At 57.7% G+C, this 22,324-nt stretch carries 17 protein-coding genes and 1 tRNA gene; 11 read left to right on the top strand and 7 right to left on the bottom strand.

What is annotated here, in order from left to right; translation table 11 throughout:
* Positions 1 to 81 precede the first annotated feature (81 nt).
* A complete protein-coding gene (locus ACWORE_RS01625) occupies positions 82 to 849 on the top strand; it encodes an HAD-IIA family hydrolase (RefSeq protein ID WP_041629424.1) in 768 nt (255 codons plus the stop codon).
* Between the two features lie 7 nt (positions 850 to 856).
* Here ACWORE_RS01625 and ACWORE_RS01630 read toward each other — a convergent pair whose 3' ends face one another.
* Together ACWORE_RS01630 and ACWORE_RS01635 are read right to left on the bottom strand one after the other, a co-directional pair.
* Positions 857 to 1,633 carry an NAD-dependent deacylase gene (locus tag ACWORE_RS01630; RefSeq protein ID WP_455302249.1) on the bottom strand — a complete coding sequence of 259 codons (777 nt, stop codon included), beginning with the start codon at positions 1,631 to 1,633 and terminating at the stop codon, positions 857 to 859.
* A 173-nt stretch (positions 1,634 to 1,806) separates the two neighbouring features.
* Positions 1,807 to 2,010 (bottom strand): DUF2188 domain-containing protein, encoded by a 204-nt coding sequence (locus tag ACWORE_RS01635; RefSeq protein WP_406604790.1) that lies wholly within the window; start codon positions 2,008 to 2,010, stop codon positions 1,807 to 1,809.
* 464 nt (positions 2,011 to 2,474) lie between these two features.
* Between ACWORE_RS01635 and ACWORE_RS01640 the strand changes: the two genes are divergently transcribed.
* From ACWORE_RS01640 to ACWORE_RS01650, 3 genes are all read left to right on the top strand, one after another.
* Positions 2,475 to 4,142 (top strand): cytochrome b/b6 domain-containing protein, encoded by a 1,668-nt coding sequence (locus ACWORE_RS01640; protein ID WP_455302250.1) that lies wholly within the window; start codon positions 2,475 to 2,477, stop codon positions 4,140 to 4,142.
* 310 nt (positions 4,143 to 4,452) lie between these two features.
* Complete coding sequence (locus tag ACWORE_RS01645) at positions 4,453 to 5,760, top strand: anaerobic C4-dicarboxylate transporter (RefSeq protein ID WP_455302251.1); 1,308 nt, start codon at positions 4,453 to 4,455, stop codon at positions 5,758 to 5,760.
* A gap of 228 nt (positions 5,761 to 5,988) precedes the next feature.
* Complete coding sequence (locus tag ACWORE_RS01650; RefSeq protein ID WP_296136044.1) at positions 5,989 to 6,120, top strand: hypothetical protein; 132 nt, start codon at positions 5,989 to 5,991, stop codon at positions 6,118 to 6,120.
* Between the two features lie 58 nt (positions 6,121 to 6,178).
* Here ACWORE_RS01650 and ACWORE_RS01655 read toward each other — a convergent pair.
* The 4 genes from ACWORE_RS01655 to ACWORE_RS01670 all read right to left on the bottom strand — a co-directional run bounded on the left by ACWORE_RS01655 (position 6,179) and on the right by ACWORE_RS01670 (position 9,526).
* Positions 6,179 to 6,251: transfer RNA gene (locus ACWORE_RS01655), tRNA-Arg, on the bottom strand.
* A 157-nt stretch (positions 6,252 to 6,408) separates the two neighbouring features.
* Positions 6,409 to 7,056 (bottom strand): LutC/YkgG family protein, encoded by a 648-nt coding sequence (locus ACWORE_RS01660; RefSeq protein WP_406604787.1) that lies wholly within the window; start codon positions 7,054 to 7,056, stop codon positions 6,409 to 6,411.
* Positions 7,057 to 7,058: 2 nt separating this feature from the next.
* Positions 7,059 to 8,744, bottom strand: coding sequence for a LutB/LldF family L-lactate oxidation iron-sulfur protein (locus ACWORE_RS01665; RefSeq protein ID WP_406604786.1), 1,686 nt, complete (start codon positions 8,742 to 8,744; stop codon positions 7,059 to 7,061).
* The gene (locus ACWORE_RS01670) at positions 8,741 to 9,526 is read right to left on the bottom strand and encodes a (Fe-S)-binding protein (protein ID WP_455302252.1); all 786 of its coding nucleotides are present in this window, start codon (positions 9,524 to 9,526) and stop codon (positions 8,741 to 8,743) included. The genes ACWORE_RS01665 and ACWORE_RS01670 overlap by 4 nt, the downstream gene beginning before the upstream one ends.
* Positions 9,527 to 9,889: 363 nt before the next feature.
* Here ACWORE_RS01670 and argS point away from each other — a divergent pair, with 363 nt between their 5' ends.
* The 4 genes from argS to thrB all read left to right on the top strand — a co-directional run bounded on the left by argS (position 9,890) and on the right by thrB (position 15,485).
* The gene (gene argS / locus ACWORE_RS01675; RefSeq protein ID WP_455302253.1) at positions 9,890 to 11,554 is read left to right on the top strand and encodes an arginine--tRNA ligase; all 1,665 of its coding nucleotides are present in this window, start codon (positions 9,890 to 9,892) and stop codon (positions 11,552 to 11,554) included.
* A 116-nt stretch (positions 11,555 to 11,670) separates the two neighbouring features.
* Positions 11,671 to 13,008 (top strand): diaminopimelate decarboxylase, encoded by a 1,338-nt coding sequence (gene lysA / locus ACWORE_RS01680; protein WP_406606099.1) that lies wholly within the window; start codon positions 11,671 to 11,673, stop codon positions 13,006 to 13,008.
* Positions 13,009 to 13,217: 209 nt separating this feature from the next.
* Positions 13,218 to 14,552, top strand: a complete 1,335-nt coding sequence (locus tag ACWORE_RS01685) for a homoserine dehydrogenase (protein ID WP_455302254.1) — start codon at positions 13,218 to 13,220, stop codon at positions 14,550 to 14,552.
* On the top strand, positions 14,553 to 15,485 hold the full coding sequence (gene thrB / locus ACWORE_RS01690) for a homoserine kinase (RefSeq protein WP_406604782.1): 933 nt from the start codon (positions 14,553 to 14,555) through the stop codon (positions 15,483 to 15,485).
* 41 nt (positions 15,486 to 15,526) lie between these two features.
* Here the strand turns inward: thrB and ACWORE_RS01695 are convergent, their stop codons facing one another.
* Positions 15,527 to 17,311 carry a long-chain fatty-acid--CoA ligase gene (locus tag ACWORE_RS01695; protein ID WP_406604781.1) on the bottom strand — a complete coding sequence of 595 codons (1,785 nt, stop codon included), beginning with the start codon at positions 17,309 to 17,311 and terminating at the stop codon, positions 15,527 to 15,529.
* Between the two features lie 581 nt (positions 17,312 to 17,892).
* On the opposite strand from ACWORE_RS01695, the gene rho reads away from it, so the two are divergent.
* From rho to ACWORE_RS01710, 3 genes are all read left to right on the top strand, one after another.
* The gene (rho, locus tag ACWORE_RS01700; RefSeq protein ID WP_455302256.1) at positions 17,893 to 19,914 is read left to right on the top strand and encodes a transcription termination factor Rho; all 2,022 of its coding nucleotides are present in this window, start codon (positions 17,893 to 17,895) and stop codon (positions 19,912 to 19,914) included.
* Positions 19,915 to 20,095: 181 nt separating this feature from the next.
* Positions 20,096 to 21,169: a peptide chain release factor 1 gene (prfA, locus tag ACWORE_RS01705; protein WP_406604779.1), complete on the top strand. Its 1,074-nt coding sequence runs from the start codon at positions 20,096 to 20,098 to the stop codon at positions 21,167 to 21,169.
* Positions 21,166 to 22,317 carry a N5-glutamine methyltransferase family protein gene (locus tag ACWORE_RS01710; protein ID WP_455302258.1) on the top strand — a complete coding sequence of 384 codons (1,152 nt, stop codon included), beginning with the start codon at positions 21,166 to 21,168 and terminating at the stop codon, positions 22,315 to 22,317. Before prfA ends, ACWORE_RS01710 begins: the two co-directional genes overlap by 4 nt.
* Positions 22,318 to 22,324: the final 7 nt, after the last annotated feature.

The following is a 22,324-nucleotide window of genomic DNA, read 5'->3' on the forward strand; positions in this document are numbered from 1 at the left end:
GGCGAAAAGCCACGCGTGCCCGTCACCGATGTCCTTAATACTCCGCCCCAACGCGACGACCCCATCTCTTTCCTCACAGATATGGATGGTGTGTTGGTTAAAGAAGGCGAGATCATTCCCGGCGCGGATGAGTTCCTCAATGAGCTCCGCGAAAATGACGTCGAATATATGGTGCTCACCAACAATTCGATCTATACCCCGCGCGATCTGTCGGCTCGTTTAGAGCGAACGGGGATTGACATTCCCGCCGAGCGTATCTGGACATCGGCCAAAGCCACGGCCGCTTTTCTCGCTAGCCAGAAAGAAGTGTCGACAGCGTACGTCGTCGGTGAATCCGGATTAACCACTGCGCTTCACGAAATAGGGTGGATTCTGACTGACTCGGATCCCGAATACGTTGTGCTTGGGGAAACCCGCACGTATTCCTTCGAGGCCATTACGACAGCGATTCGGCTCATCCGCCGAGGTGCAAAGTTTATTTGTACTAACCCTGATATCACGGGGCCATCGCCGGAAGGGGTGCTGCCCGCTACCGGTGCTGTTGCGTCTCTGATTCAGACGGCATCGTTGAAAGAGCCCTATTATGTCGGTAAGCCGAATCCGATGATGATGAGGTCGGCCCTTCGCCGTATCGGTGTCCACTCCGAGAACACCATTATGGTGGGCGATCGCATGGATACTGACATCAAGGCCGGAATGGAAGCCGGTATGAAAACAATCCTCGTCCGGTCCGGTATTACCGACGACGACATGATTGAGGACTTCCCCTACCGGCCGAGTCGCGTGATTGACTCAGTCAAAGATCTTGTGGGGAATGTCCACGATCCCTGCGGGGAATTTGAGGAGTAGAAGAAGACTATTGGTCGACGAGCCAGGGCAAACCCTCGGCGGCGTTCGCCCGGATCGACCACGTAGCTAACTGGGTGAGGTCAGTCTCGGCCGGGCTGACCTCCACGATGGGGGTGCCACGGCGCGCGGCAAGCGTCGGCAATGATGCTGCCGGATAAACGACGCCGGACGTTCCGATGATGACCACCAGGTCGGCGTCGTTCATGGCTGCTTCTGCCTCTGACCAATCCTTGGCCGGCAGGGCCTCGCCAAACCACACGACGCTAGGGCGGACTGTTCCTCCGCACTCCGCGCAGCGAGGGGGAGCGAGGCGTTCAACGGGATGAGCAGGGGGTTCTTCACCAGGCGCGGGCTTTCTGCACACACTGCACCGATATTCGTTCAAGCGGCCGTGGAGGTGCGCCACATTCTGCGCTCCCGCGCGTTCGTGCAGGTCATCGATATTTTGAGTCGTGGTGTGCATCGACACCCCATCGCGCGCACCCCACCGGGCCAACGCTTTATGTCCGGCATGCGGCTGTGCTTCACGCGCACAGTGTTCCCGCCATTGATACCAGGCCCACATGGGATCGGGATCCTCCCGCCACGAATCAATACTGGCCATCGCTTGGGGGTCCACGTGGCTCCATAAACCAGTCTCTGCATCACGGAAAGTGTCTAAACCGCTATCAGCACTCATCCCCGCTCCCGTGAATACTTCTACGCTGCGCGCTCGGTCTCGGGCGGTGCGAAGACTGGATGGAAGTGGGTCGGTAGGAGAGATAACGGTTGTATTGGGATACATCAGATTCACTCGATGCTCGCGCAGTGGGAGAGCGGTGCTGCTGGGAATTGTGGTGTGATTAACGGAGCCCGTGAGAAGAGCACCGGCTATTACGCTTTCCCTGCCACTCTCAGTAAGTGGCGCGGGATATTAAGCCGCGTGTTCTTCGTGGGCTCGTTCTTTATTGCTCCGAACTATTCCGAGTAAGAATGACGCTCGGAAATAGTGCCGTCCAGATTCTTGATGATGTGGTCACCCTTGCGCTCTTTAGCGAGGTTACGGCCGTATTTGACAGCTTCCTCTTTGGTTTCGTGGGTGCTGGTTGCACGCTCATTACCCTGAGGGCGGTTCTTCCACTCACCATCTTCGTTGTAGGTCTCGATAACGGTATCTGCCATTGCCGTGTCCTTTCATCTCAATCAATTGACGACGCTTATTCCGGTAGGCGACCGAATGAATTCGGTCGTATCCGAACACCAAGCAGTACTATGTATCAAGTATATAGACAGGTTATTTGATGCGGTGTGCGTTCATCGAAATTATGGCCACAGTAATAGATGTCCTCTGGGATTACTCGTTTTCTCGGGTGGGCGGGGGGAGTTGTGATTTTCAGAAATGTGGCTTTTCACCCTTTAGTGACACTGTTCACAGTAAGCTGTTGATATTCTTTCATCGCGACGATCAGCCGTGACGGTTCTGTGAGTCCGCTCGCCGGGGCTATCTACGAAAGATGCTGACCGTTGATCGGTGGTTATCTCAGCGTGGACAACCCGGCGGTGGGGTATAACCGTCGCACTCGGACACCGGGACCCGGATTGCCGCGATTTAATGACGAGCTTGAATTGATGAGGAGAGATCTACGATGTCGCCAGTTCCTCCACCCCCACCGGGGAGCCCATCCCCATCGGAGGCCTCGAAAAAGCGTGCCCCAGCCGCGTCTGACGCCGACGACACGACGCAGGACGCAGTGGAGCCGCGCGAGGTTGATAGCGCAACGACTCAGGGCGACGACGCTGGGTCGGGCGACAAACCTAAGCTCAGCGCTAAGTCGCAAGCGCCTGGCGCCCCGGCAGCACCAGGCGCGCCGAAGGCTCCCGGTGCTCCGAAGGCTCCGTCGGCATCTGGCGATGTGAAGGAGAGGAGAGCTCCCTCGGCTCCTAAGGCGGCGAAGGCTCCGTCGGCTGCTAAGGCAGGCGGTGCCCCCAAGGCGCCAGGCGTGTCAAAAGCCCCTTCTGCACCATCTGCCCCTGGTGCGCCGAAAGCACCGACGTCCGCTAAGGCGGGTGGAGCGCCTAAAGCTCCGGGCGCACCCAAAGCGCCGTCTGCTCCGGGTGCACCGGGCGCGCCGAAGGCCCCATCAGCTCCAGGCGCTCCGAAGGCACCCTCGGCGGCTGGAGCAGCCGCTCCCGGTGCCCCCAGTAAACCCGGAGCTAAGAAACCTGGTGCGCCAGGGAAGCCAGGTAAACCGGGCAAGCCAGGTGCAAAGGCCCCAGCTGCGAATAAACCCGGTGGTCCGAAGGTGCCGGGCAATAAGAAATCGGGCGCGGGCAAGGCCGGAAAAGGCAAGACCGGCAAAGACGCGGCCAAGAAGTCCGGGAAGAAGGACTCGAAGAAGCAGCGCGAACCGATCATGATCGGTGAGAAGAGTCTGATGCAGTGGGGCAAAATCGCTGGTCTCGTTGCCGCCGGACTTATTGTCCTCGGAATCATCGTGGTTGTTGGCGCCCGCTGGCTAATGAGTTTGGATGCCGCCTCTCGATGGGTGGACAAGTATCCCGGCGAATATGATCCATCGCCCGCGCCGGATCCCGGTTTCCCGTTGTGGGCTCGATGGCAGCATTACCTCAACTTCTTCTTCATGCTGCTGATTATCCGGACCGGTCTACAAGTGCGTCATCAGCAAAAGCCTCCTGCCGTGTGGCAATCGAAACGTGGCGGTAAGAAAATCAGCATCTTCTTGTGGCTGCACACCTCACTTGACGTGCTGTGGCTGGTCAACGGTGTTGTTTTCGTTGTGCTCTTGTTCTCCACAGGTCACTGGACGCGCCTCGTACCCACGAGCTGGAAAGTCTTCCCGAACGCCTTGTCCGCGGCTCTTCAGTATGCGGCGTTCGATTGGCCGGCGGAACGCGGTTGGGAGAATTTCAACAGTTTGCAGCAAATCATGTACTTCCTGGTGATCTTCGTTGCCGCCCCGCTAGCTGCGATCTCGGGCGTGCGCATGAGTGAATGGTGGCCGAAACAGGCAAAAACCCTAAACAAGCTGTACCCGGCCCCGGTCGCTCGTCATATTCACTACCCGACGATGATCTTCTTCGTGTTCTTCGTTTTCGTTCACGTCTTCCTCGTCTTCACGACGGGCTTCCGCGAGAACCTGAATCACATGTTTGCTGGTAATAACTCTGCGGACTGGGGTGGTTTCCTCTGGTTCATCGGTGGCCTTGCTGTTGCGGTAGCGGCTGTGATGGCGGCACGACCGCTCGTTCTGGCTCCGATCGCAAGTCGATTTGGCCAGGTGAGCGCGCGTTAGAACTCACATTCAGTTATTAGATTGAGCGCCTATTCGCCGTCGATAAAGAGATTATCGACGGCGAATTGCGCGTTTCTGGCATGCGTTGGCACGTCCTGAGACGCGTCGGCACGCGTCTGAACCTCTGACGAGAGCGAATGTCAGTGTAATTGTGGTTTCTTCCTGGGGTGTTGGGGATGTGAATCTGGGGTACTAGTGTGTGGACGGATCACAAGCGTTCCGGGCTACGGCTCGTTGTAAACGTTGGCGATGATGACGCGGTCGCGCCCGTTGATTCACCTGTTTACGCGTGAGTAGAAAGTCTCGTTTTTTGCTTGCACTGCAGATATTGATCGTCTTGGCAGCTATTGTCCTGGGGGCCCGGTTAGGTTCAATAGCAATCGGCTTCGCCGGTGGTCTGGGCGTACTTGTCCTCGGACTGACCGGAGTTCCGGTGTCCCATGAACAGATCCCGTTCGACGTCATCAGCATTATTATGTCCGTCATCTCGGCCATTGCCGCAATGCAATTGGCCGGAGGAATGGACTACCTGGTTCACGTTGCTGAACGTTTCTTGCGGAAGAATCCCAAACGAGTCACATTCCTTGCCCCGATTGTCACGTATTTAATGACGTTATTGGCTGGTACAGGGCATACCGCGTTTTCGACGCTTCCGGTGATTGCCGAAGTAGCGAAAGAGGGCGGTGTCCGCCCGTCCAGGCCGTTATCCATTTCCGTTGTCGCATCTCAGATTGCGATTACCGCGTCGCCGATTTCGGCTGCGGTCGTTTTGATGGCGTCGTTAATGGAGCCGCATGGGGTGAGCTATCTGACGCTTCTCGCTGTGGTTATTCCGTCCACTTTCTTGGCTATTTTTCCTGCAGCGTTCATTACCAATCACCTGGGTAAAGAGTTAAGCGATGACCCGATTTATCAAGATCGGCTAGCTAAAGGTCTGGTGAAGCGGACCCAGGGTCAGAAAGCTTATGTCCCCGCAAAGAATTCCAAACTTTCGGTGTGGATTTTCCTTGTCGCAAGTATTGCGGTGATGGTCTACGCGACCTTGATTTCCGACCAAGTGGGGTTAATTTCGCATCCGACATTGCCCAGAAATGAAGCCATCATTTCATTGATGTTGGCTACAGCCACGATCATCACGCTCGTATGCAAGCTACCGGCTGCTGAAATCTTGACGACCCAGGTGTTTAAGTCGGGCATGTCCGCGTGCATATGCGTCATGGGCGTTGCATGGCTGGGAACAACCATTATCGATGCGCACCTGGATCAGATTAAAGATCTAGCCGGGAACGTGTTGAAGGACTATCCGTGGATGCTCGCTCTGGTGTTGTTCCTTGCTGCGGCCTTGTTGTACTCCCAGGCGGCTACGACAAAGGCTCTCATGCCAGCGGCGTTGGCGGTGGGAGTAAGCCCCGTTATAGCCGTGGCATCGTTTGCAGCAGTAAGTTCCTTGTTTATTCTGCCGACGTACCCCACGCTTCTTGCAGCCGTGGAAATGGACGACACGGGCACCACGCGGATCGGAAAATACGTGTTTAACCACCCGTTCCTCATTCCCGGCACGGTGGCTATTGCGACGGCTGTTGCGTCAGGCTTTGTTTTAGGGGAACTATTGATTTAGTGGATTCGCCCGCCCGCCACCGTGGTCCTTGTGGAATAGAACTCCGAGACCTTTACCTCGAATCACTATCATCCCCATTGGGTTCAGCAATACAATATAAGGCGATATACCGGCTCTGACCGAGGAAAACCGAAGAAAAAGAAGAATGGTGGGTTAAAAATGTCTACTTCTACTGTCACAGCTGAACCAGGAACGAGTAGTGATGTTTGAGTTTTAGTGTGCCCCGAGATGGGCGCTGTATCCCAGGTGGAAAACCTCGATGATGCTGCAGATGAAATGCGGGAAGCGATCGCTTATCTTGCTGGAATAAAGGAAGATGAGGTCGATATTGAGGTAGAGACGCTCAAGCAAGCGAGTTAGGCAAGACTAAACCCCGCTGTGACCATGGAATTCCACTGATCACAGCGGGGTTGTGGTGTGCCCCCGACAGGATTCGAACCTGCGACCTTTGGTACCGGAAACCAACGCTCTATCCCCTGAGCTACGGAGGCATCACCGGCGAAACCACCACCACAATCCTCTGACATTGAATCAATGGATAACGGGATGTTCACCGCACGACGAAACTACCTTAGCACTCCGCTGTGAAAGTACGAACACGCGGGGTAACTCGCGTTGGCCGTCACGCGATAATGCCCCGTCTACCAGTCACTTCCGAACAATCAACACGATCAGAGTTCGTGGTCCGTGAACCCCTTCAACACGACTCAACTCAATATCAGAGGTCGCCGACGGACCAGAGATCAGAGTGATCGGCATCTCCGGATTAAGGCGATCAATAGCCTCGGGCACCCCGTAGACAATCGACTCCTCGCGCACGATGCAGAAGTGGCAGTCGGGGACCAGCGTCAAGGCACGTCGCCCATTCGTCGCCGACCCATCCAGGTAGATCGTGCCCGTCTGGGCGGAACTCACGTGAGACTCGGTGATGATCGCATCGAAGCGCCCCAACTTATGAGGATCCGTGGAGTGATCGTCCTTCTCAACATTCGCTGAGACCGAGGAATAAATCGACTCGTCGAGGCCCTCCGCTACTCCGATTGTGGAGAAGCCATGTTCGCGGCAGAGATCAGCCACCGTCGACGGCAGGTCAGCCTCTTTAACGATGTGAACATCGGCCTTGTAATCCACCAATCGGTCTTCGAGGAGATTGACCAGTTCGTCGGTGGACCGGGTCCGGTTGGTTCTGTAGTCCCGTGGAATGGGATAGGGTTCCGACGACACACCAGCCAGTTTGTTTGCGTTGCGGATTCGCCCGAGAATCTCTTCTTTAGCGGACGTAGACCGGAATGCCATGACTACTTCCCCTCTTTCGACGAATTCTTAGCGCTGCTGCTGTCGGCATGTGACTGAGAAGTAGCGTCGTCTAGTACATGCTCGAGAGGCTTCGATGTCGTTTTCCGCTCGCCAGGTTCGCTGACTTTCACTTCGGAGGCGTCACCAGTGTTGTGATCGGCATGGCGGAAACTGTTATCCGGAATGCCTTCCTTCCGGGCAGCGGCCAGCGTCTTCTTGCCTTCCTCAGACGCAAACCAGGCACGGAATGTTTTCTTCGGCGGAATTGCCGTATCCCGCACATTCGACCACCCAGAGAGGAAGCCGGGCAGGCTTGTGATCTTCCCCTTCGGCCATCCGAGTGCGCGTCCTAATACAGCGGCCCGGGCAGAGAAGTTCCAAATCTGTTTATTCCCGAAGACCAGCCCCATGCTGCTCATAATCATGCCTTCGAACTTCGGCCGGTGGTGCTCGATCTTCTGATGGCGAAGCTCCAGCAACGCGGACGGGATGTCGATCTCGACAGGGCAGACTTCGAAGCACGCGCCGCACAATGACGAGGCGTAGGGGAGGGAGGCATTGGGATCCTCAGCGGACTCCATACCAGCCAGCTGAGGTGTCAGAATGGCACCAATGGGGCCGGGGTAGGTGGACCCGTAGGCGTGGCCACCAGCCCGTTCGTACACCGGGCACACGTTCAAGCAGGCGGAGCAGCGGATGCACTTCAGCGCTTCACGGCCAATAGCATTCGCCAACGCGTGTGTGCGTCCATTGTCAATGAGCACAATGTGGAAGTTCTTCGGCCCGTCGCCCTCAGTCGTGCCCGACCACAGACTCGTGTAGGGGTTCATCCGCTCGCCAGTGGAGGACCGGGGAAGCAGCTGCAAAAACACCTCGAGGTCCTTGAACGTCGGCAAGAGTTTTTCAATCCCCATGACGGAGATCAAGGTTTCAGGCAAGGTCAGGCACATGCGGCCATTGCCCTCAGACTCGACGATGGACAGGGTGCCCGTCTCTGCGATACCGAAGTTAGCGCCAGAAATGGCGACCTTCGCATCCATAAACTGCTTGCGCAGGAAGAGTCGCGATGCTTCGGCCAAGTCTGCGGGATTATCCGTCAAGCTTTCATCCGTGTTGGGCATCTCCTTAATGAAGATGTCCCGGATCTCAGCGCGGTTACGGTGAATCGCAGGGACCACGATGTGTGACGGACGATCATGACCAAGCTGGACAATCAGCTCGGCCAGGTCCGTTTCACGCGCCTCAATTCCAGCTTCCTTGAGAGCATCGTTGAGGCCGATCTCCATCGTCGCCATCGACTTAATCTTGACGACCTTCTTCTCACCCGTCTCCTTAACAAGACCGGTGATGATCTCATTGGCCTCTTTAGTGTCACGAGCCCAGTGCACATGACCACCACGGGCGGTGACGGCTTCCTCAAACTGCTCCAGAAGCTCAGGCATCCGAGCCATCACATCACGTTTGATGGCCGACCCGGCGTCGCGAAGCTGCTGCCAATCGTCGATTTCACCGACGACACGGGCGCGCTTATCGCGAATCGTGTGCGTCGCCATCCGCAAGTTGTGGCGCTGGACCGAGTTTTTCAGATCATGGCGGGCAGCTTGCTGGAATCTCTCCGTGCCACGAAGATTGCCGACGCCGTCAGGGGCGGTGGGTGGCATCGTCGGCATACCAAGACTGATGGTCACAGCATTGCCTCCTTGGAGTAGAACGCGCTTTCCGGCGTCCAGGGGTGTTCTTCAGTCGATGCGAGGATTTCCGCAATGTGCAGGGCGCGGACCCCAGAGCGCTGGCGGGACAAGCTACCGCCGATATTCATCAGGCAGCTCGGGTCGCCGGCGGTGACGAATTCCGCACCGGTCGAGACAACATTGCGAGCTTTGTCGCCCACCATGGCGGCCGACGTATCCGCGTTCTTCACCGAGAACGTTCCGCCGAAACCGCAGCATTCCTCCGCGCCGGGCAGGTGGACAAGATCCAGGCTCTTGACCTGTTTGAGCAGCTGATAGGGGCGGTCGCCCACCTTCACCATGCGCAGTGAGTGGCAGGTTGAGTGGTACGTCACGCGGTGGGGGAAATAAGCGCCAATATTTGTTTTCCCCTCGATATCAACGAGGAACTCTGAGAGATCCAAGGTCTTCGGTGCCGTCTTCTTTACACCGTCGACGAGTGCTTTATCGCCATAGCGTTCCGCAACCATGTGGTGCTGGTGGCGGACCGCGCCCGTGCATGAGCCCGATGGTGCGATGACGTAGTCAATGGATGGATCCGAGAATGCGTCAACATAGTCGCGGATCTGGGGGATGATTTCTCTTTGATAGCCAGTGTTGACGTGCATCTGTCCGCAGCACGTCTGGCCTTCGGGGAATACTACTTCGTGGCCAAGCCGGGACAAGATCACTGCCGTCGCCTTGGAAGCGTCAGGAAATAGGGCATCCCCGATACACGTGGAAAATAGTGCGATACGCACAAGCCCTCCTCAGGGTTAAAGTCGTCATCATCAGTTTAGGACTAAAACTTCATTCCTTAGAGGTGGTTAGCGCGTATCGACGCAGGTAAATGAGCCGATGATGAAATGAAAATGATCGTCGCGAGACGTTATTAAGTATTCTCGCAGTGCATGGAAATTCCCTAGAAGGGTATGTGCATTAACGCAATACCAAAGTTTCGGAAATAAAAAACTCAGATGTACCCACTTTCGGGGTGAATATCGATGAGCTGGCACCAGCGCTCAGCTCTGACAAACGGTTCAATCAACCGAAACCGACAGCGAGCCGGAACAGCACTCGGCAGTGATAGGGAACCCCGGCGCGGTGCCGTACACTGTGGGCCTATGACTCCCGAAGAATTGTCGACTCTCATTGCCACGCGTGCTGAATCCGTCTTGTCACGCCACGGGAAAGATGCCGCGGTACTACCACCGACGGTGACCGTAGAACGACCCCGTAACCCGGAACATGGCGACTACGCAACGAACTTGGCCCTGCAGATTGCCAAGAAAGTGGGAACATCACCGCGGGAGCTAGCCGGTTGGCTGGCAGAAGACTTAGCCACCAACTCCGCCATTGAGACTGTTGATGTTGCCGGCCCAGGGTTCCTTAACATTCGCCTGGCCGCCGCCGCTCAGGGAGAAATCGTCGGGCGCATCCTCGCCGAAGGTGAACGGTTCGGTAGCAGCTCAGAACTCAGCGACGAGGTCATCAACCTCGAATTCGTATCCGCGAACCCTACCGGGCCGATCCACCTGGGAGGTACACGCTGGGCCGCAGTTGGTGACGCTCTCGGACGCATTTTTGCATTCCGCGGCGCGTCGATTACCAGGGAGTATTACTTTAACGACCACGGTCGGCAGATCGACCGCTTCGCACGCTCACTCGTCGCGGCGGCTCTCGGCCAGCCCACTCCGGCGGACGGCTACGGAGGGGAATACATCCAGGACATCGCGTCGTCCGTCGTCGATAAGCACCCGGAAGCAACGCAGCTGCCGCCCGAGGAACGCCAGGAACTCTTCCGCAAAGAAGGCGTCGACCTCATGTTTGCGCACATCAAGCGCACCCTCCACGAATTCGGTACCGACTTCGATGTGTTCTTCCACGAGAACTCGCTCTTCGAATCCGGCGCGGTGGATCAAGCGATACAAAAACTGAAAGACAACGGCAACCTCTACGAGGCCGACGGGGCATGGTGGCTGTGCAGCACCTCATTCGGCGACGACAAAGACCGCGTCGTGATCAAATCCGACGGCGACGCAGCATACATCGCGGGCGATATCGCCTACATCAGGGACAAAATCGAGCGCGGCCACAACCTGTGCATCTATATGTTGGGAGCCGACCACCATGGTTATATCGCTCGCCTCAAGGCGGCCGCGCAGGCGCTGGGCTACGATCCCACCCAGGTCGAGGTCCTGATCGGTCAGATGGTGAACCTGGTGCGCGACGGCAAAGCTGTCAAGATGTCGAAACGCGCTGGGACGGTCATTACCCTCGATGACCTTGTCGAACTTATTGGTGTCGACGCCGCCCGCTATGCGCTTATCCGCAGTTCAGTGGACCAAACGCTCGATATTGATATGGATCTGTGGGCCCGCCAAACTAACGATAATCCCGTGTTTTATGTGCAGTATGCGCACGCGCGGCTGTGCTCGTTGGGTAGGAAGGCGCAGGCAGCGGGGATCGCAGCCAAGGACCCCGATTACTCTCTCCTGACCAGTGACTACGAGGGTGCGCTCATTCGCACGTTGGGCGAGTTCCCCTCTGTGGTGGGGACCGCAGCGGAGCTTCGTGAACCGCACCGGATTGCGCGCTATATGGAGGAGCTGGCGGGGACATTCCACCGGTTCTACGATTCCTGCCAAATCCTTCCCAAGAAATCAGAGCCGACAGGCGACGACGCAGCACCGATTGTTCACTCACGGCTGGCATTAGCGCAGGCAACGCGCCAAACAATCGCTAACGCATTGAACCTTCTCGGTGTCAGCGCACCCGAACGCATGTAGGAGCCCCCGTGGATCTACTGAGTAAAGGACCAGGCTTCGCGCATCTCTACTCCGACGCAAGCCTGCCCGAGTTTTCAACCGACCAATTCAATGCTCTGCCACCGCACGTGTGGCCCATGAACGCGCACCGCGACGATGACGGCCAGGTGTCGATTGCCGGTGTTCGCCTGGTCGACTTGGCCAATAAGTATGGAACTCCACTCATGGTCGTGGATGAGGACGATTTCCGTGCTCGATGTCGGGCCATGGCCGATGCCTTCGACGGCCCCGGCCATGTTCATTACGCATCGAAAGCGTTCCTTACCGTGGGCATTGCCCGATGGGTGTCGAGTGAGGGATTGTGCCTCGACGTCGCTTCCGATGGTGAGTTGGACGTGGCATTGCGCGCAGGTTTTCCCCCTGAGCGCATCACCGTGCATGGCAATAACAAGTTGGACAGCACGTTGACCAAGGCCGTTCAGGCAGGTGTGGGCCACATCGTGATCGACTCCCGCCAGGAAGTAGATCGGCTAGGGAAGATTGCGCGGGACGCTGGTGTCCGTCAAGAAGTGTTGATTCGCGTGACACCGGGTGTTCACGCGGATACTCACGAATTCATTGCGACGTCACACGAAGACCAGAAATTCGGCCTGTCGTTGGCTTCCGGTGCAGCTAAGGACGCTGTCCTTGCAGCGATGGACTACGACTCGTTGGCCGTCGCCGGGCTGCATTGCCACGTCGGCTCTCAGGTTTTCGACGCTGACGGCTTCTCTCTGGCAGCCGAACGTTTGCTTGGCTTGATGGCTGATCTGCACCACCAACTCGGGCGGTACGGCAGCGATGGTGGCGTCGAGAAAAAAGATGTCAAGGATTCCCTGGACATCCTGGATCTGGGTGGCGGCTACGGTATTGCCTACAGTGCGTCGGATTCGCCTCTGGATGTCCGGTCGGTGGCTGACGATCTTAAAGCTCGCGTCCATAAAGCGGCCCATGACCTGCACTTTGACCCGCCGACGTTGATGGTCGAGCCTGGCCGAGCCATTGCCGGCCCGTCGACCGTGACCGTCTACACGGTGGGGACAATTAAAGATGTGCCCACGGATGAGCGATCCACTCGGCGTTATCTCGCCGTTGATGGAGGGATGTCCGATAACATCCGCCCCGCGTTGTACAACGCTCATTACGATGGTCGAGTGATTAATCGCCTGATGCACGGGAACCCGATTCCCACGCGCCTGGTGGGATCGCACTGTGAATCTGGAGATATCCTCGTCGAAGACGGGATATATCCCGACGACATCGAGGTTGGGGACCGTATCGCTCTCGCGGGGACTGGCGCGTACTGCTTCTCTATGTCGTCGCGGTACAACATGTTCTGCCGTCCGGCTGTTGTCGCGGTGCGCGACGGGCACGAACGCGTGATGGTCCGTCGGGAAACTATCGATGACCTTCTTGCGCTCGACGAAGATTGCTGACCACAGCGGATGATTGCTGACCACAGCCGACGATAGGTCGAATCCGTTTATCGAATCTGCCGGTCACCTAAAACCTGAGTAGACCAGCATAAATACTAGATATAGTATTCTTCATACAGCTTTGTCTGCCGACGCATACAGGACTACGACGTTGAGCCAACAACGTTGTAAACCGAACACCACACAAGGGAAGCACAAGGGATAGGAATATGACCCAGCAAACTAGCTACAACACCGGAAAAGGGGCCGGGGAAACCGTCGGAGTTGCCCTCCTCGGCTTTGGCACCGTCGGGCAGGCTGCCTATCGGCTCATGAAGGAATATGCCGACGAATTTACCGAACGAGCTGGTGGGCCAATAGAAATCCGCGGTGTAGCGGTGTCCGATCTATACCGCCCGCGTGAAGGCGTTGATCCCGACCTCCTCACCGACGATGCCATGAGCTTGGTTCTTCGCGACGATATCGACCTCGTCGTGGAAGTCATCGGCGGCATTGACCTGCCACGAAAGCTTGTGTTGGCGGCGTTGCGGGCAGGGAAGTCCGTCGTCACCGCGAACAAAGCCCTGGTGGCGGCCCACGCCGACGAACTAGCCGAAGCAGCGGACGCGTCGGGCGCAGATTTGTTCTTCGAAGCAGCAGTGGCGGCGGCGATCCCCGTGGTGGGACCTCTGCGCCGTTCCCTTGCTGGTGACCGTGTCAACCGGGTCATGGGCATTGTCAACGGGACAACGAACTTCATCTTGGACGCGATGGATGAGTCGGGCGCGTCCTATGACGAGATGCTGGCTGAAGCGACCCGTTTGGGATATGCCGAGGCAGACCCCACCGCCGACGTCGACGGATACGATGCAGCATCCAAGGCTGCCATCCTTGCATCCATCGCTTTCCACACGCGCGTGTCCGCCGACGACGTTTACCGCGAAGGCATTCGCGAGATCACCGCGGCGGATATTGCGTCGGCAAAGGCGGTGGGATGCACCATCAAATTGCTGGCCCTGTGTGAGCGACTTGTCGATAGCGATGGCAAAGAATCAGTCTCTGCCAGGGTGTATCCGGCCTTGGTGTCGCGTAACCACCCGTTGGCCAGCGTGTCCCAGTCCTTCAACGCGGTGTTCGTTGAGGCAGAAGCCGCTGGGCGTCTGATGTTCTACGGAAATGGTGCCGGCGGAAATCCGACTGCGTCGGCTGTCTTGGGTGACGTCATCGGTGCGTCGCGAAACATCGTCTTGGGTGGTCGTGCTCCGGGAGAATCTGTGTACGCGTCATTGCCTATTGCACCATTCGGCTCTATCGACACCAGGTACCACGTTGTGATGCACGTGAAGGACCAGGTTGGTGTCCTTGCCGACGTCGCCAAATGCTTCGCTAACCGCGGCATATCGCTGAAGACTGTCCGCCAGGAGGGCAGCGAAAACGGCGCTCGGCTGGTTGTTGTGACCCACATGGCGCGGGAAGACGACCTCGAGAAGACCGTGGCCGACGTCTCATCCATCGATACGGTGTTGTCCGTCGAACGCGTGCTGCGCATGGAGGGGGAAGACTAAGTGCCACACGATATCCCGGTGGGGCGCTCGGTCACGGTCCGCGTGCCAGCGTCGTCGGCCAATTTAGGGCCCGGATTCGACACCCTCGGCTTGGCCGTGGGGTTGTATGACATCGTGACTGTCGAGGTCACTGCGTCGGATTTAACCGTTGACGTTCAGGGCGAAGGTGCGGGCGAGGTCCCTCTCGACGGAACGCATTTGGTGGTCCGGGCAATCCGTGAAGGGCTCCGCGTTGCCCATGCCGACGTGCCTGGCCTGGCGGTATCCTGCGAAAACGCGATTCCCCAATCGCGTGGTCTCGGGTCGTCCGCGGCGGCGGCAGCGGCTGGAGTATGTGCTGCTAATGCCTTAGCGGATAATGCCCTCACCCCCGATCAGGTTGTTCAGGTTGTGAGTTCTTTTGAGGGCCACCCCGATAATGCGGCCGCATCTGTGTTGGGTGGGGCAGTGGTCTCCTGGACGGATACACCCGTCGATGGTGAAACGGCCCCTCAGTACCACGCGATCGGCGTGGATGTTCACCCCGACATTCGCGCGACGGCCTTTATCCCGGATTTCACGGCGTCGACGAATGCGGTGCGCCGAGTGCTGCCGAGTGATGTGAGCCATGTCGACGCACGATTCAATGTGTCACGAACGGCAGTCATGACGGTGGCGTTGCGCACCAACCCCGAGCTGTTGTGGGAGGGAACGAGGGATCGCCTTCACCAGCCCTATCGTGCAGACGCCTTACCGGTCTCTGCGGAATGGGTGAATCGCCTGCGTAACCGGGGTTATGCGGCATACTTGTCGGGCGCTGGTCCCACCATTATGGTTCTCTCCACTGAGGATCTGCCCGCCGAAATCATTGACACCGCATCCTCCGAGGGGCTTCGCGTTCTCACACTCCCCATCGCTGGGCCTATCCAGGTCAATCGCAAAGAACTGGGATAGATGCGTGGGATGAGTGCGTGGCGGGCTTTCCCGCCCACACGCTAGGCCTGCGATGCTGAGCTAGAGGAACCATTGTCCCCATAGCTGTCGCCACTACGGCGGGGGCCTTGCAGGGAAATGACATCCAGCTTCCCGTCAGCAAGGTGCTGCCGCAGGTCCTTCTTGTCATATTTATCGACACTCGTCTTATCGATGGTGTCAACGAACGCCCAGTACTCCGGGATCATCCACCCGGGAATGACTCCGCGCAGTCGTGTGCGAAGACGCTCCGCCGTCGCCGCCGACCGCTCAACTCCGTCGGCAAGGACAGTCACCGCCAACGGGCGCTCACCCCAGGTCTCGTCGGGATATCCAATAACGGCACACTCCAGAACCGGGGGAGCGTCGACAACATAGTTCTCGAGCTCGGCGGAATAAATCCATTCCCCACCTGAGCGGATGACATCGCGAATGCGATCATTAACCGTTAAGAACCCATCGCGGTTAATAGAGCCGACGTCCCCTGTGCGGAACCATCCGTCGTCGGTAAAACGATCATCGGCGTAATCGATGGGTTCGCCGCGGAAGCGGGAAGCGGGGCCGTCGCCTTCACCCGTCGGTGAATGGAAGTAGGAGCCGGTCACCCAATTGCCACGCACCTGGATTTCGCCCTGGTTGCGGTCGTGTCCTTCCAACACGCGGCCGGCGTCGTCGGCAATTCGGAAATTCATGGCGACGGGGAAGCGCCCCTGGGACTCGCGGTAGAGATCTCTCGTTTCCCCGCTCAAGCCTGCCGGAGGGCGCGATACTGTCCCTACAGGTGACGTTTCCGTCATTCCCCAACAATGAATGACATCGACACCAAATTTTTCTTCCCACACTTTAATGAGCACCGGCGGGACAGGGGCACCACCAGCGAAAATCTCCCGAAGGCTCATACGCTTCGGTGGGTTTTGGAAATAGTAAGAAAAGAGTGACACCCACAACGTTGGGACCCCGTGTGCTGTACGGGGCATCGAGGTCGCGATCACCTGCGCCAGACGAGGCGCCGAAAGGTCCTCGCCGGGGAAGATGAGCGGCGCACCAGCCATCCACGCAGCAAGAGGAACACCCCAGCTCAGGACGTGATAAATGGGCACACAACACAGGAAGGACACGCCATTAGTGATGGCGAAAGAATCCACGCCGAGCAGCGACTGCGAGTGCAAGAACATAGACCGGTGGGAATAAGCCACACCCTTGGGCGCCCCCTCGGTGCCCGTCGAAAAGCAGAGAGCAGCGGCAGTGTCTTCGGGGAGATCCGGCCATGGAAACTCGGTGGCTTGACCGTCGATAAAAGCCTCATAATCGGTGACCGAAAAATGGGGGTCAGGGATGGCATCGAAGGCAGCGACGGCCTCAGCGCGCTGTGCCGACGACCCGGACGCGATGATGATGTGATTGACTCCCGGGCACTCGGTGATCAGCCTGGCCAGGCGGGGTGCATTGCGGGGCGAAACGACGATGACCTTCTGGTCCGCATAGTTGATGATGTGGACGATCTGATCGTCGGAAAGATGCGAGTTCAGGGGGCTAAAGACGGCTCCCATGCAGGACGAGGCGAAAAACACTTCGAGGTGCTCCGCGCAGTTGTCCATCATGGTTCCGATGCGTTGGTCGGCGTCGATACCGCAGAGCGACCGTAGAGCATGAGCACAGGCGGCAGCTCGGCCGGCGAGTGCGGAAAACGTGATGGTTTCTGGCCCAGATTCGCCCCAACTCGTTACCTCTGTATCCCCGAAAACAGTGGCACCGTAGGTGAAAATTTGGGTGACAGAAAGAGGTACGTCCATCATCGTCGACTTCATGCCGTTTACTTTAAGTCAGACAGACCGTAAATACAGGTGAAGCCTATCCGTGTGCCATTGCAGCGACTTGTGCTGGAAAGTGGTACGGTTATGAGCGATTCCTTTGGTTGTAGTTTTCGGACTGCTCATCAGGTTGTGTATTCCCCGCTAGGGCATCGAGCCGAACGATGTGTAACATCGGCTTCCGGCCTAGCAAGCGTGGTGGATCCAGGGGATTTCTCATCCACCCTGAATGCAACACCGATGACCGGACACTACAAAGAATCCTTCATTTCGTAATCGCGCGTAGTGTCGCGAATCTGCATCGCCCGCGATGGCTAATGGTAAAAACCGCGATAGCAGTTCGGGCAGGTCACGTGTCTTTCGGCACATTGGCACAAGCGGACACGAAATGACGCACATTCCGTTGACATGCTGCACCATCGGAGAAACACCATCGTGAGGCCACCGACGGTAGAGCGATGAAGCAGCGTCGCGATAGGACAACACCACAGGGCTAACCCTCCAGCGCGTGATGAGACACGTATCCACTGACAAATATTGACAATTGTCCCGGAGGGGCTGGCAACGAAAGGACATCCGTGACTGATACGGACACGAACAACTTGGCCGCTATGCGCATCCCGGAATTAAAGGCGCTAGCTGCCGAAAAGGGGATTCGAGGACTCTCAGGGCTGCGCAAGGGGGATATCATCGCAGCCATCCAGGCCGCCGACGCTGGCCAACCGTATTCTCGGCCCCGTCGATCCACACGGAAAGCGGGGGAACCGAAGGCAGAGTCCCACCATTCGGATAACTCTGAATCGCCGAACTCCGATTCATTTAACGCTGGATCGTCGGCAAACAACGACGGACATGGCTCCGGCTCCGATAACCGACACAACGGTAACGACGACCGTCGTGGGGATGAGCACTCGGGTGGCTCCAACTCTCACTCCGACTCCGGCTCGGACAATGACAACGGCCGCGACGACGATTCTGACGATTCCCGCCATCACGGCTACAAATCGCGCTCCCAGGCGCGTCGCGCGCGTCGTCACCGTGCCCGGCACAACGGCCACTCCAATGACGGTGATGACCGGAACACGTCGTCCCGCGATTCTTTCGACGATTCGGATGACAACAACTCCCTCCGGGATGATGATCGGAATAACAATAATGATCACCGACGGTCCAATGACGACCGTGATGACCGTTATGGCCACAATGACGACAACTCCGGTGACAACAACGACCACAATGGTCGCGGTGGCCGCAAAAACCAGGACCACCGCGGTGGCCGCAAAAACCGTAATGATCGTGACAATCGGAACGATCGCGGAGGTCGCAATAACCGCAACGACCGTAATAACCGCGGCAATCGCCGCAACCGCCGCAACCGGGATAATCGCGACAACCAGAACCCGAACCAGCTGCGCGAAGGTGAAACCTTCCAGCCGATCGCAGGCATCCTTGATGTTGTCGACAACAACACCGCGTTCATTCGCACATCGGGGTACCAGTCCGGCCCGAATGATGTGTATGTGTCCATGAACATGGTTCGGTCCCAGGGCATGCGTCGTGGCGACGCTGTGACCGGGCAGATCAAGGTCCGTGAGGACGGTTCAAGCCGTCCGCAGCATGGTCGCGGCCGCAACCGGCAGAAGTTCGCTCCGTTGGCGCGCGTTGATAAGGTCAACGGCATGACGCCGGAGGAGGCCAAGGCCCGCCCCGAGTTTGCCAAGCTCACACCGCTGTACCCGAACCAGCGGCTGCGGTTGGAGACGGACCAGAAGAAGCTCACGACGCGTGTGATTGACCTCATCATGCCGATCGGTAAGGGGCAGCGCGCGTTGATCGTGTCCCCGCCGAAGGCCGGTAAAACGACGATTCTGCAGGACGTGGCTAACGCCATCACGACGAATAATCAAGAGTGCTATCTCATGGTTGTTCTTGTCGACGAGCGCCCTGAGGAAGTCACCGATATGCAGCGCTCGGTTAATGGCGAAGTGATCGCTTCGACGTTTGACCGTCCGCCGAGCGAGCACACCACCGTCGCTGAACTGGCGATTGAGCGGGCTAAGCGCCTTGTTGAGGCTAGTCAGGACGTCGTTGTGCTGCTGGACTCCATTACGCGACTGGGCCGCGCTTACAACAACTCCTCCCCGGCGTCGGGACGTATCCTGTCTGGTGGTGTGGATTCCAACGCCCTCTACCCGCCGAAGCGATTCCTGGGTGCGGCACGCAACATCGAAAACGGTGGTTCGCTGACGATTATTGCGACGGCGATGGTCGAGACTGGTTCCGCCGGCGACACCGTCATCTTCGAGGAATTCAAGGGCACGGGTAACGCAGAGCTCAAGCTTGACCGAAAGATTTCGGAGCGCCGCGTCTTCCCAGCTGTCGACGTGAATCCGTCGGGTACCCGTAAGGACGAGCTGCTCCTGGCTCCCGACGAGGCACGCGTCATGCACAAGCTGCGTCGGATCTTGTCGGCACTGGACCCACAGCAGGCCATTGACCTGCTGATCAAGCAGCTGCGTAAGACCAAGAACAATGGCGAATTCCTCATGCAGATCGCATCGTCGGCACCCATGAGTGTTCCCGACGATGATGACGAGTAATTCGTCCCCTCATGCGCGACGCTAAGCCGTGAAGCCAGGCAGTGGTGTGAAGTAGTGGCGCCAGGAGGTAAACCTCTCCTGGTCATGGTGAGGGCGGTGGTTCGGTTGAGCCGCCGCCGTCGCGCTATATTCGTGTAGTTACCGGTATTTGTAGTGAGCAGTTAAAGGAGCCCTCTGGGTCATGGCGACGCATGTTTCGGCGGTCGACGACATTGTTTCGGAATATCAAGGGCTCGAAGCTCAATTAGCTGATCCTGATTTACACAACGACGCTGCTCGCGCGCGGAAGGTGGGGAAGCGGTTCTCTGAACTTCAGCCCATCATTCAGACGAATGACCGGTTAAATGCTGTTACTGATGATCTCGAAGCCGCCGAGGAAATGGCCCACGAAGACCAGGAATTCGCGGCAGAAGCCGAGCGTCTTCGGTCGGAAAAAGAGGAGCTATCGGATAAGCTAGCTGACCTTTTGGCTCCGCGGGATCCTCATGATGGCGATGACATTGTGATGGAAGTGAAGTCCGGTGCGGGCGGAGAAGAAGCAGCCCTCTTCGCCGGCGAATTAGTGCGGATGTACCAGCGCTACGCGGACAAACACGGCTTCGCGATCGACGTTCTGGACGATGCGCCCACGGACCTCGGGGGAATTAAAGACATCACGATGTCTATTCGCTCCAAGAAGCCGTCCCGGGACGGTGCGTGGAGTGTCTTCAAGTTTGAGGGCGGTGTCCACCGTGTTCAGCGAGTTCCCGTCACCGAGTCCCAGGGACGTATCCAGACCTCAGCCGCCGGTGTCCTCGTTTACCCGGAACCTGATGAAATCGAGGATGTCGAGATTGATGACAAAGACATCCGCGTCGATGTGTACCGCTCATCCGGTAAAGGTGGCCAGGGCGTGAACACGACCGACTCCGCTGTCCGCATCACACACTTGCCGACGGGGCTGATCGTGACCTGTCAGAAAGAACGTAGCCAGATCCAAAACAAGGCGCGTGCGATGCAGGTCCTGGCCGCTCGGTTGCAGCAGATGAAGGAAGAAGAAGCCGAGGCTGCGGCGTCGGCCGATCGTGCCGCTCAGGTGCGGACCATGGACCGTTCGGAGCGCATCCGTACCTACAATTTCCCCGAAAATCGCATCTCTGACCACAGAATTAATTACAAGGCACACAATCTCGACCAGGTTCTCGACGGCGACCTGGATGACCTCTTCTCTGCGCTGCAGTCCGCAGAGCGCGCCGAACGGCTCGAGGCAGAATGACGTATCCCCGTACATCTGTTCGCCAGATGATCAACAACGCAGGCGGACGACTACGCGCTGCGGGGGTGGACTCACCACGAGTCGATGCTGAGCTACTGATGGCACATGCGCTCACTGTTAAAGGCGCACCGGGTGCGGAACCGGTCACACGGTCGTCATTATTCTTCCGACGCCAAGACCACCTCGATTCCGACACGGCCGAGTTTTTCGAAGCGTGTATTAGCCGACGTGAGCGGCGGGAACCCTTGCAGCACATTATGGGGACGGTGCGGTTCGCTGGGATCGACTTGCTGGTCGGCCCGGGGGCTTTTGTTCCCCGTCCGGAAACCGAATTGATTGTGGAATGGGCGGGGAAACAACTCCGCAGGGCATTGGATAAGCGGTCCGATAAAGACGGATCTTCGAAGCCTGTGCCGACGGATTACACCATCGTTGACTTGTGTACCGGGCCCGGAACCCTGGCGTTGGGTGTTGCGCACGCGGCGGGTAACGCGTTGTTGTCTCTTCATCGCGACTTTCGGGAGCAGAAGGCCGTCAATCCGCACGTGGGAGGCATCGGCAAGCTCCCACGAATCCGCATTGTTGGCGTTGACACGAGCGACGTCGCACTGGATTACGCTCGTCGTAACGTCGAGACCTTCATGCAGAATTGGCAGGCCGAAGCGCTGGATGCTGGCCTGTCAGAGGATGATGCCAATCAGCTCTCGGTGAGCCTGTACGCAGGGGATGTCACAGATCCCACTATCGTGAAAAGCATTTGGGACTTGTGTGGCCGGGAAACGCGTGACGGTGACAATCCTGAACCTACGCGTGAAACGACGCCTGAGCTGAAGGTGGATATGGTCGTTTCGAATCCACCTTATGTGCCCGAAAACACGACGATTTCGCCTGAAGTCGCGGCCGATCCTCATAATGCCGTTTTCGCTGGTGCGGATGGAATGAGCGTGATCGTGCCGATGATGGCCCTGGTTGAGGATCTGGCTAGTTGTGGCACCGTCGTAGCTGTGGAACATGACGAGCTCAACGGGCCTGTGACCTCACAATGTTTGAATGATCACGGTTTTACCGATGTAGAAATACATAAGGACTTAGCTGGACGCGATAGGTTTGTGACGGGCATTCGGGCCGCACACACAAGGAAAGCGTAATAACACT

Source organism: Corynebacterium sp. c7Ub_26 (genome assembly GCF_053760365.1).

Coding starts and splice junctions, on each gene's coding strand:
- ACWORE_RS01625 (WP_041629424.1), top strand. CDS start 82: ATGGATGGTGTGTTGGTTAAAGAAGGCGAGATCATTCCCGGCGCGGAT.
- ACWORE_RS01630 (WP_455302249.1), bottom strand. CDS start 1,633: ATGTATCCCAATACAACCGTTATCTCTCCTACCGACCCACTTCCATCC.
- ACWORE_RS01635 (WP_406604790.1), bottom strand. CDS start 2,010: ATGGCAGATACCGTTATCGAGACCTACAACGAAGATGGTGAGTGGAAG.
- ACWORE_RS01640 (WP_455302250.1), top strand. CDS start 2,475: ATGTCGCCAGTTCCTCCACCCCCACCGGGGAGCCCATCCCCATCGGAG.
- ACWORE_RS01650 (WP_296136044.1), top strand. CDS start 5,989: ATGGGCGCTGTATCCCAGGTGGAAAACCTCGATGATGCTGCAGATGAA.
- ACWORE_RS01660 (WP_406604787.1), bottom strand. CDS start 7,056: ATGGCATTCCGGTCTACGTCCGCTAAAGAAGAGATTCTCGGGCGAATC.
- argS (WP_455302253.1), top strand. CDS start 9,890: ATGACTCCCGAAGAATTGTCGACTCTCATTGCCACGCGTGCTGAATCC.
- lysA (WP_406606099.1), top strand. CDS start 11,671: ATGAACGCGCACCGCGACGATGACGGCCAGGTGTCGATTGCCGGTGTT.
- ACWORE_RS01685 (WP_455302254.1), top strand. CDS start 13,218: ATGACCCAGCAAACTAGCTACAACACCGGAAAAGGGGCCGGGGAAACC.
- ACWORE_RS01695 (WP_406604781.1), bottom strand. CDS start 17,311: ATGAAGTCGACGATGATGGACGTACCTCTTTCTGTCACCCAAATTTTC.
- prfA (WP_406604779.1), top strand. CDS start 20,096: ATGGCGACGCATGTTTCGGCGGTCGACGACATTGTTTCGGAATATCAA.
- ACWORE_RS01710 (WP_455302258.1), top strand. CDS start 21,166: ATGACGTATCCCCGTACATCTGTTCGCCAGATGATCAACAACGCAGGC.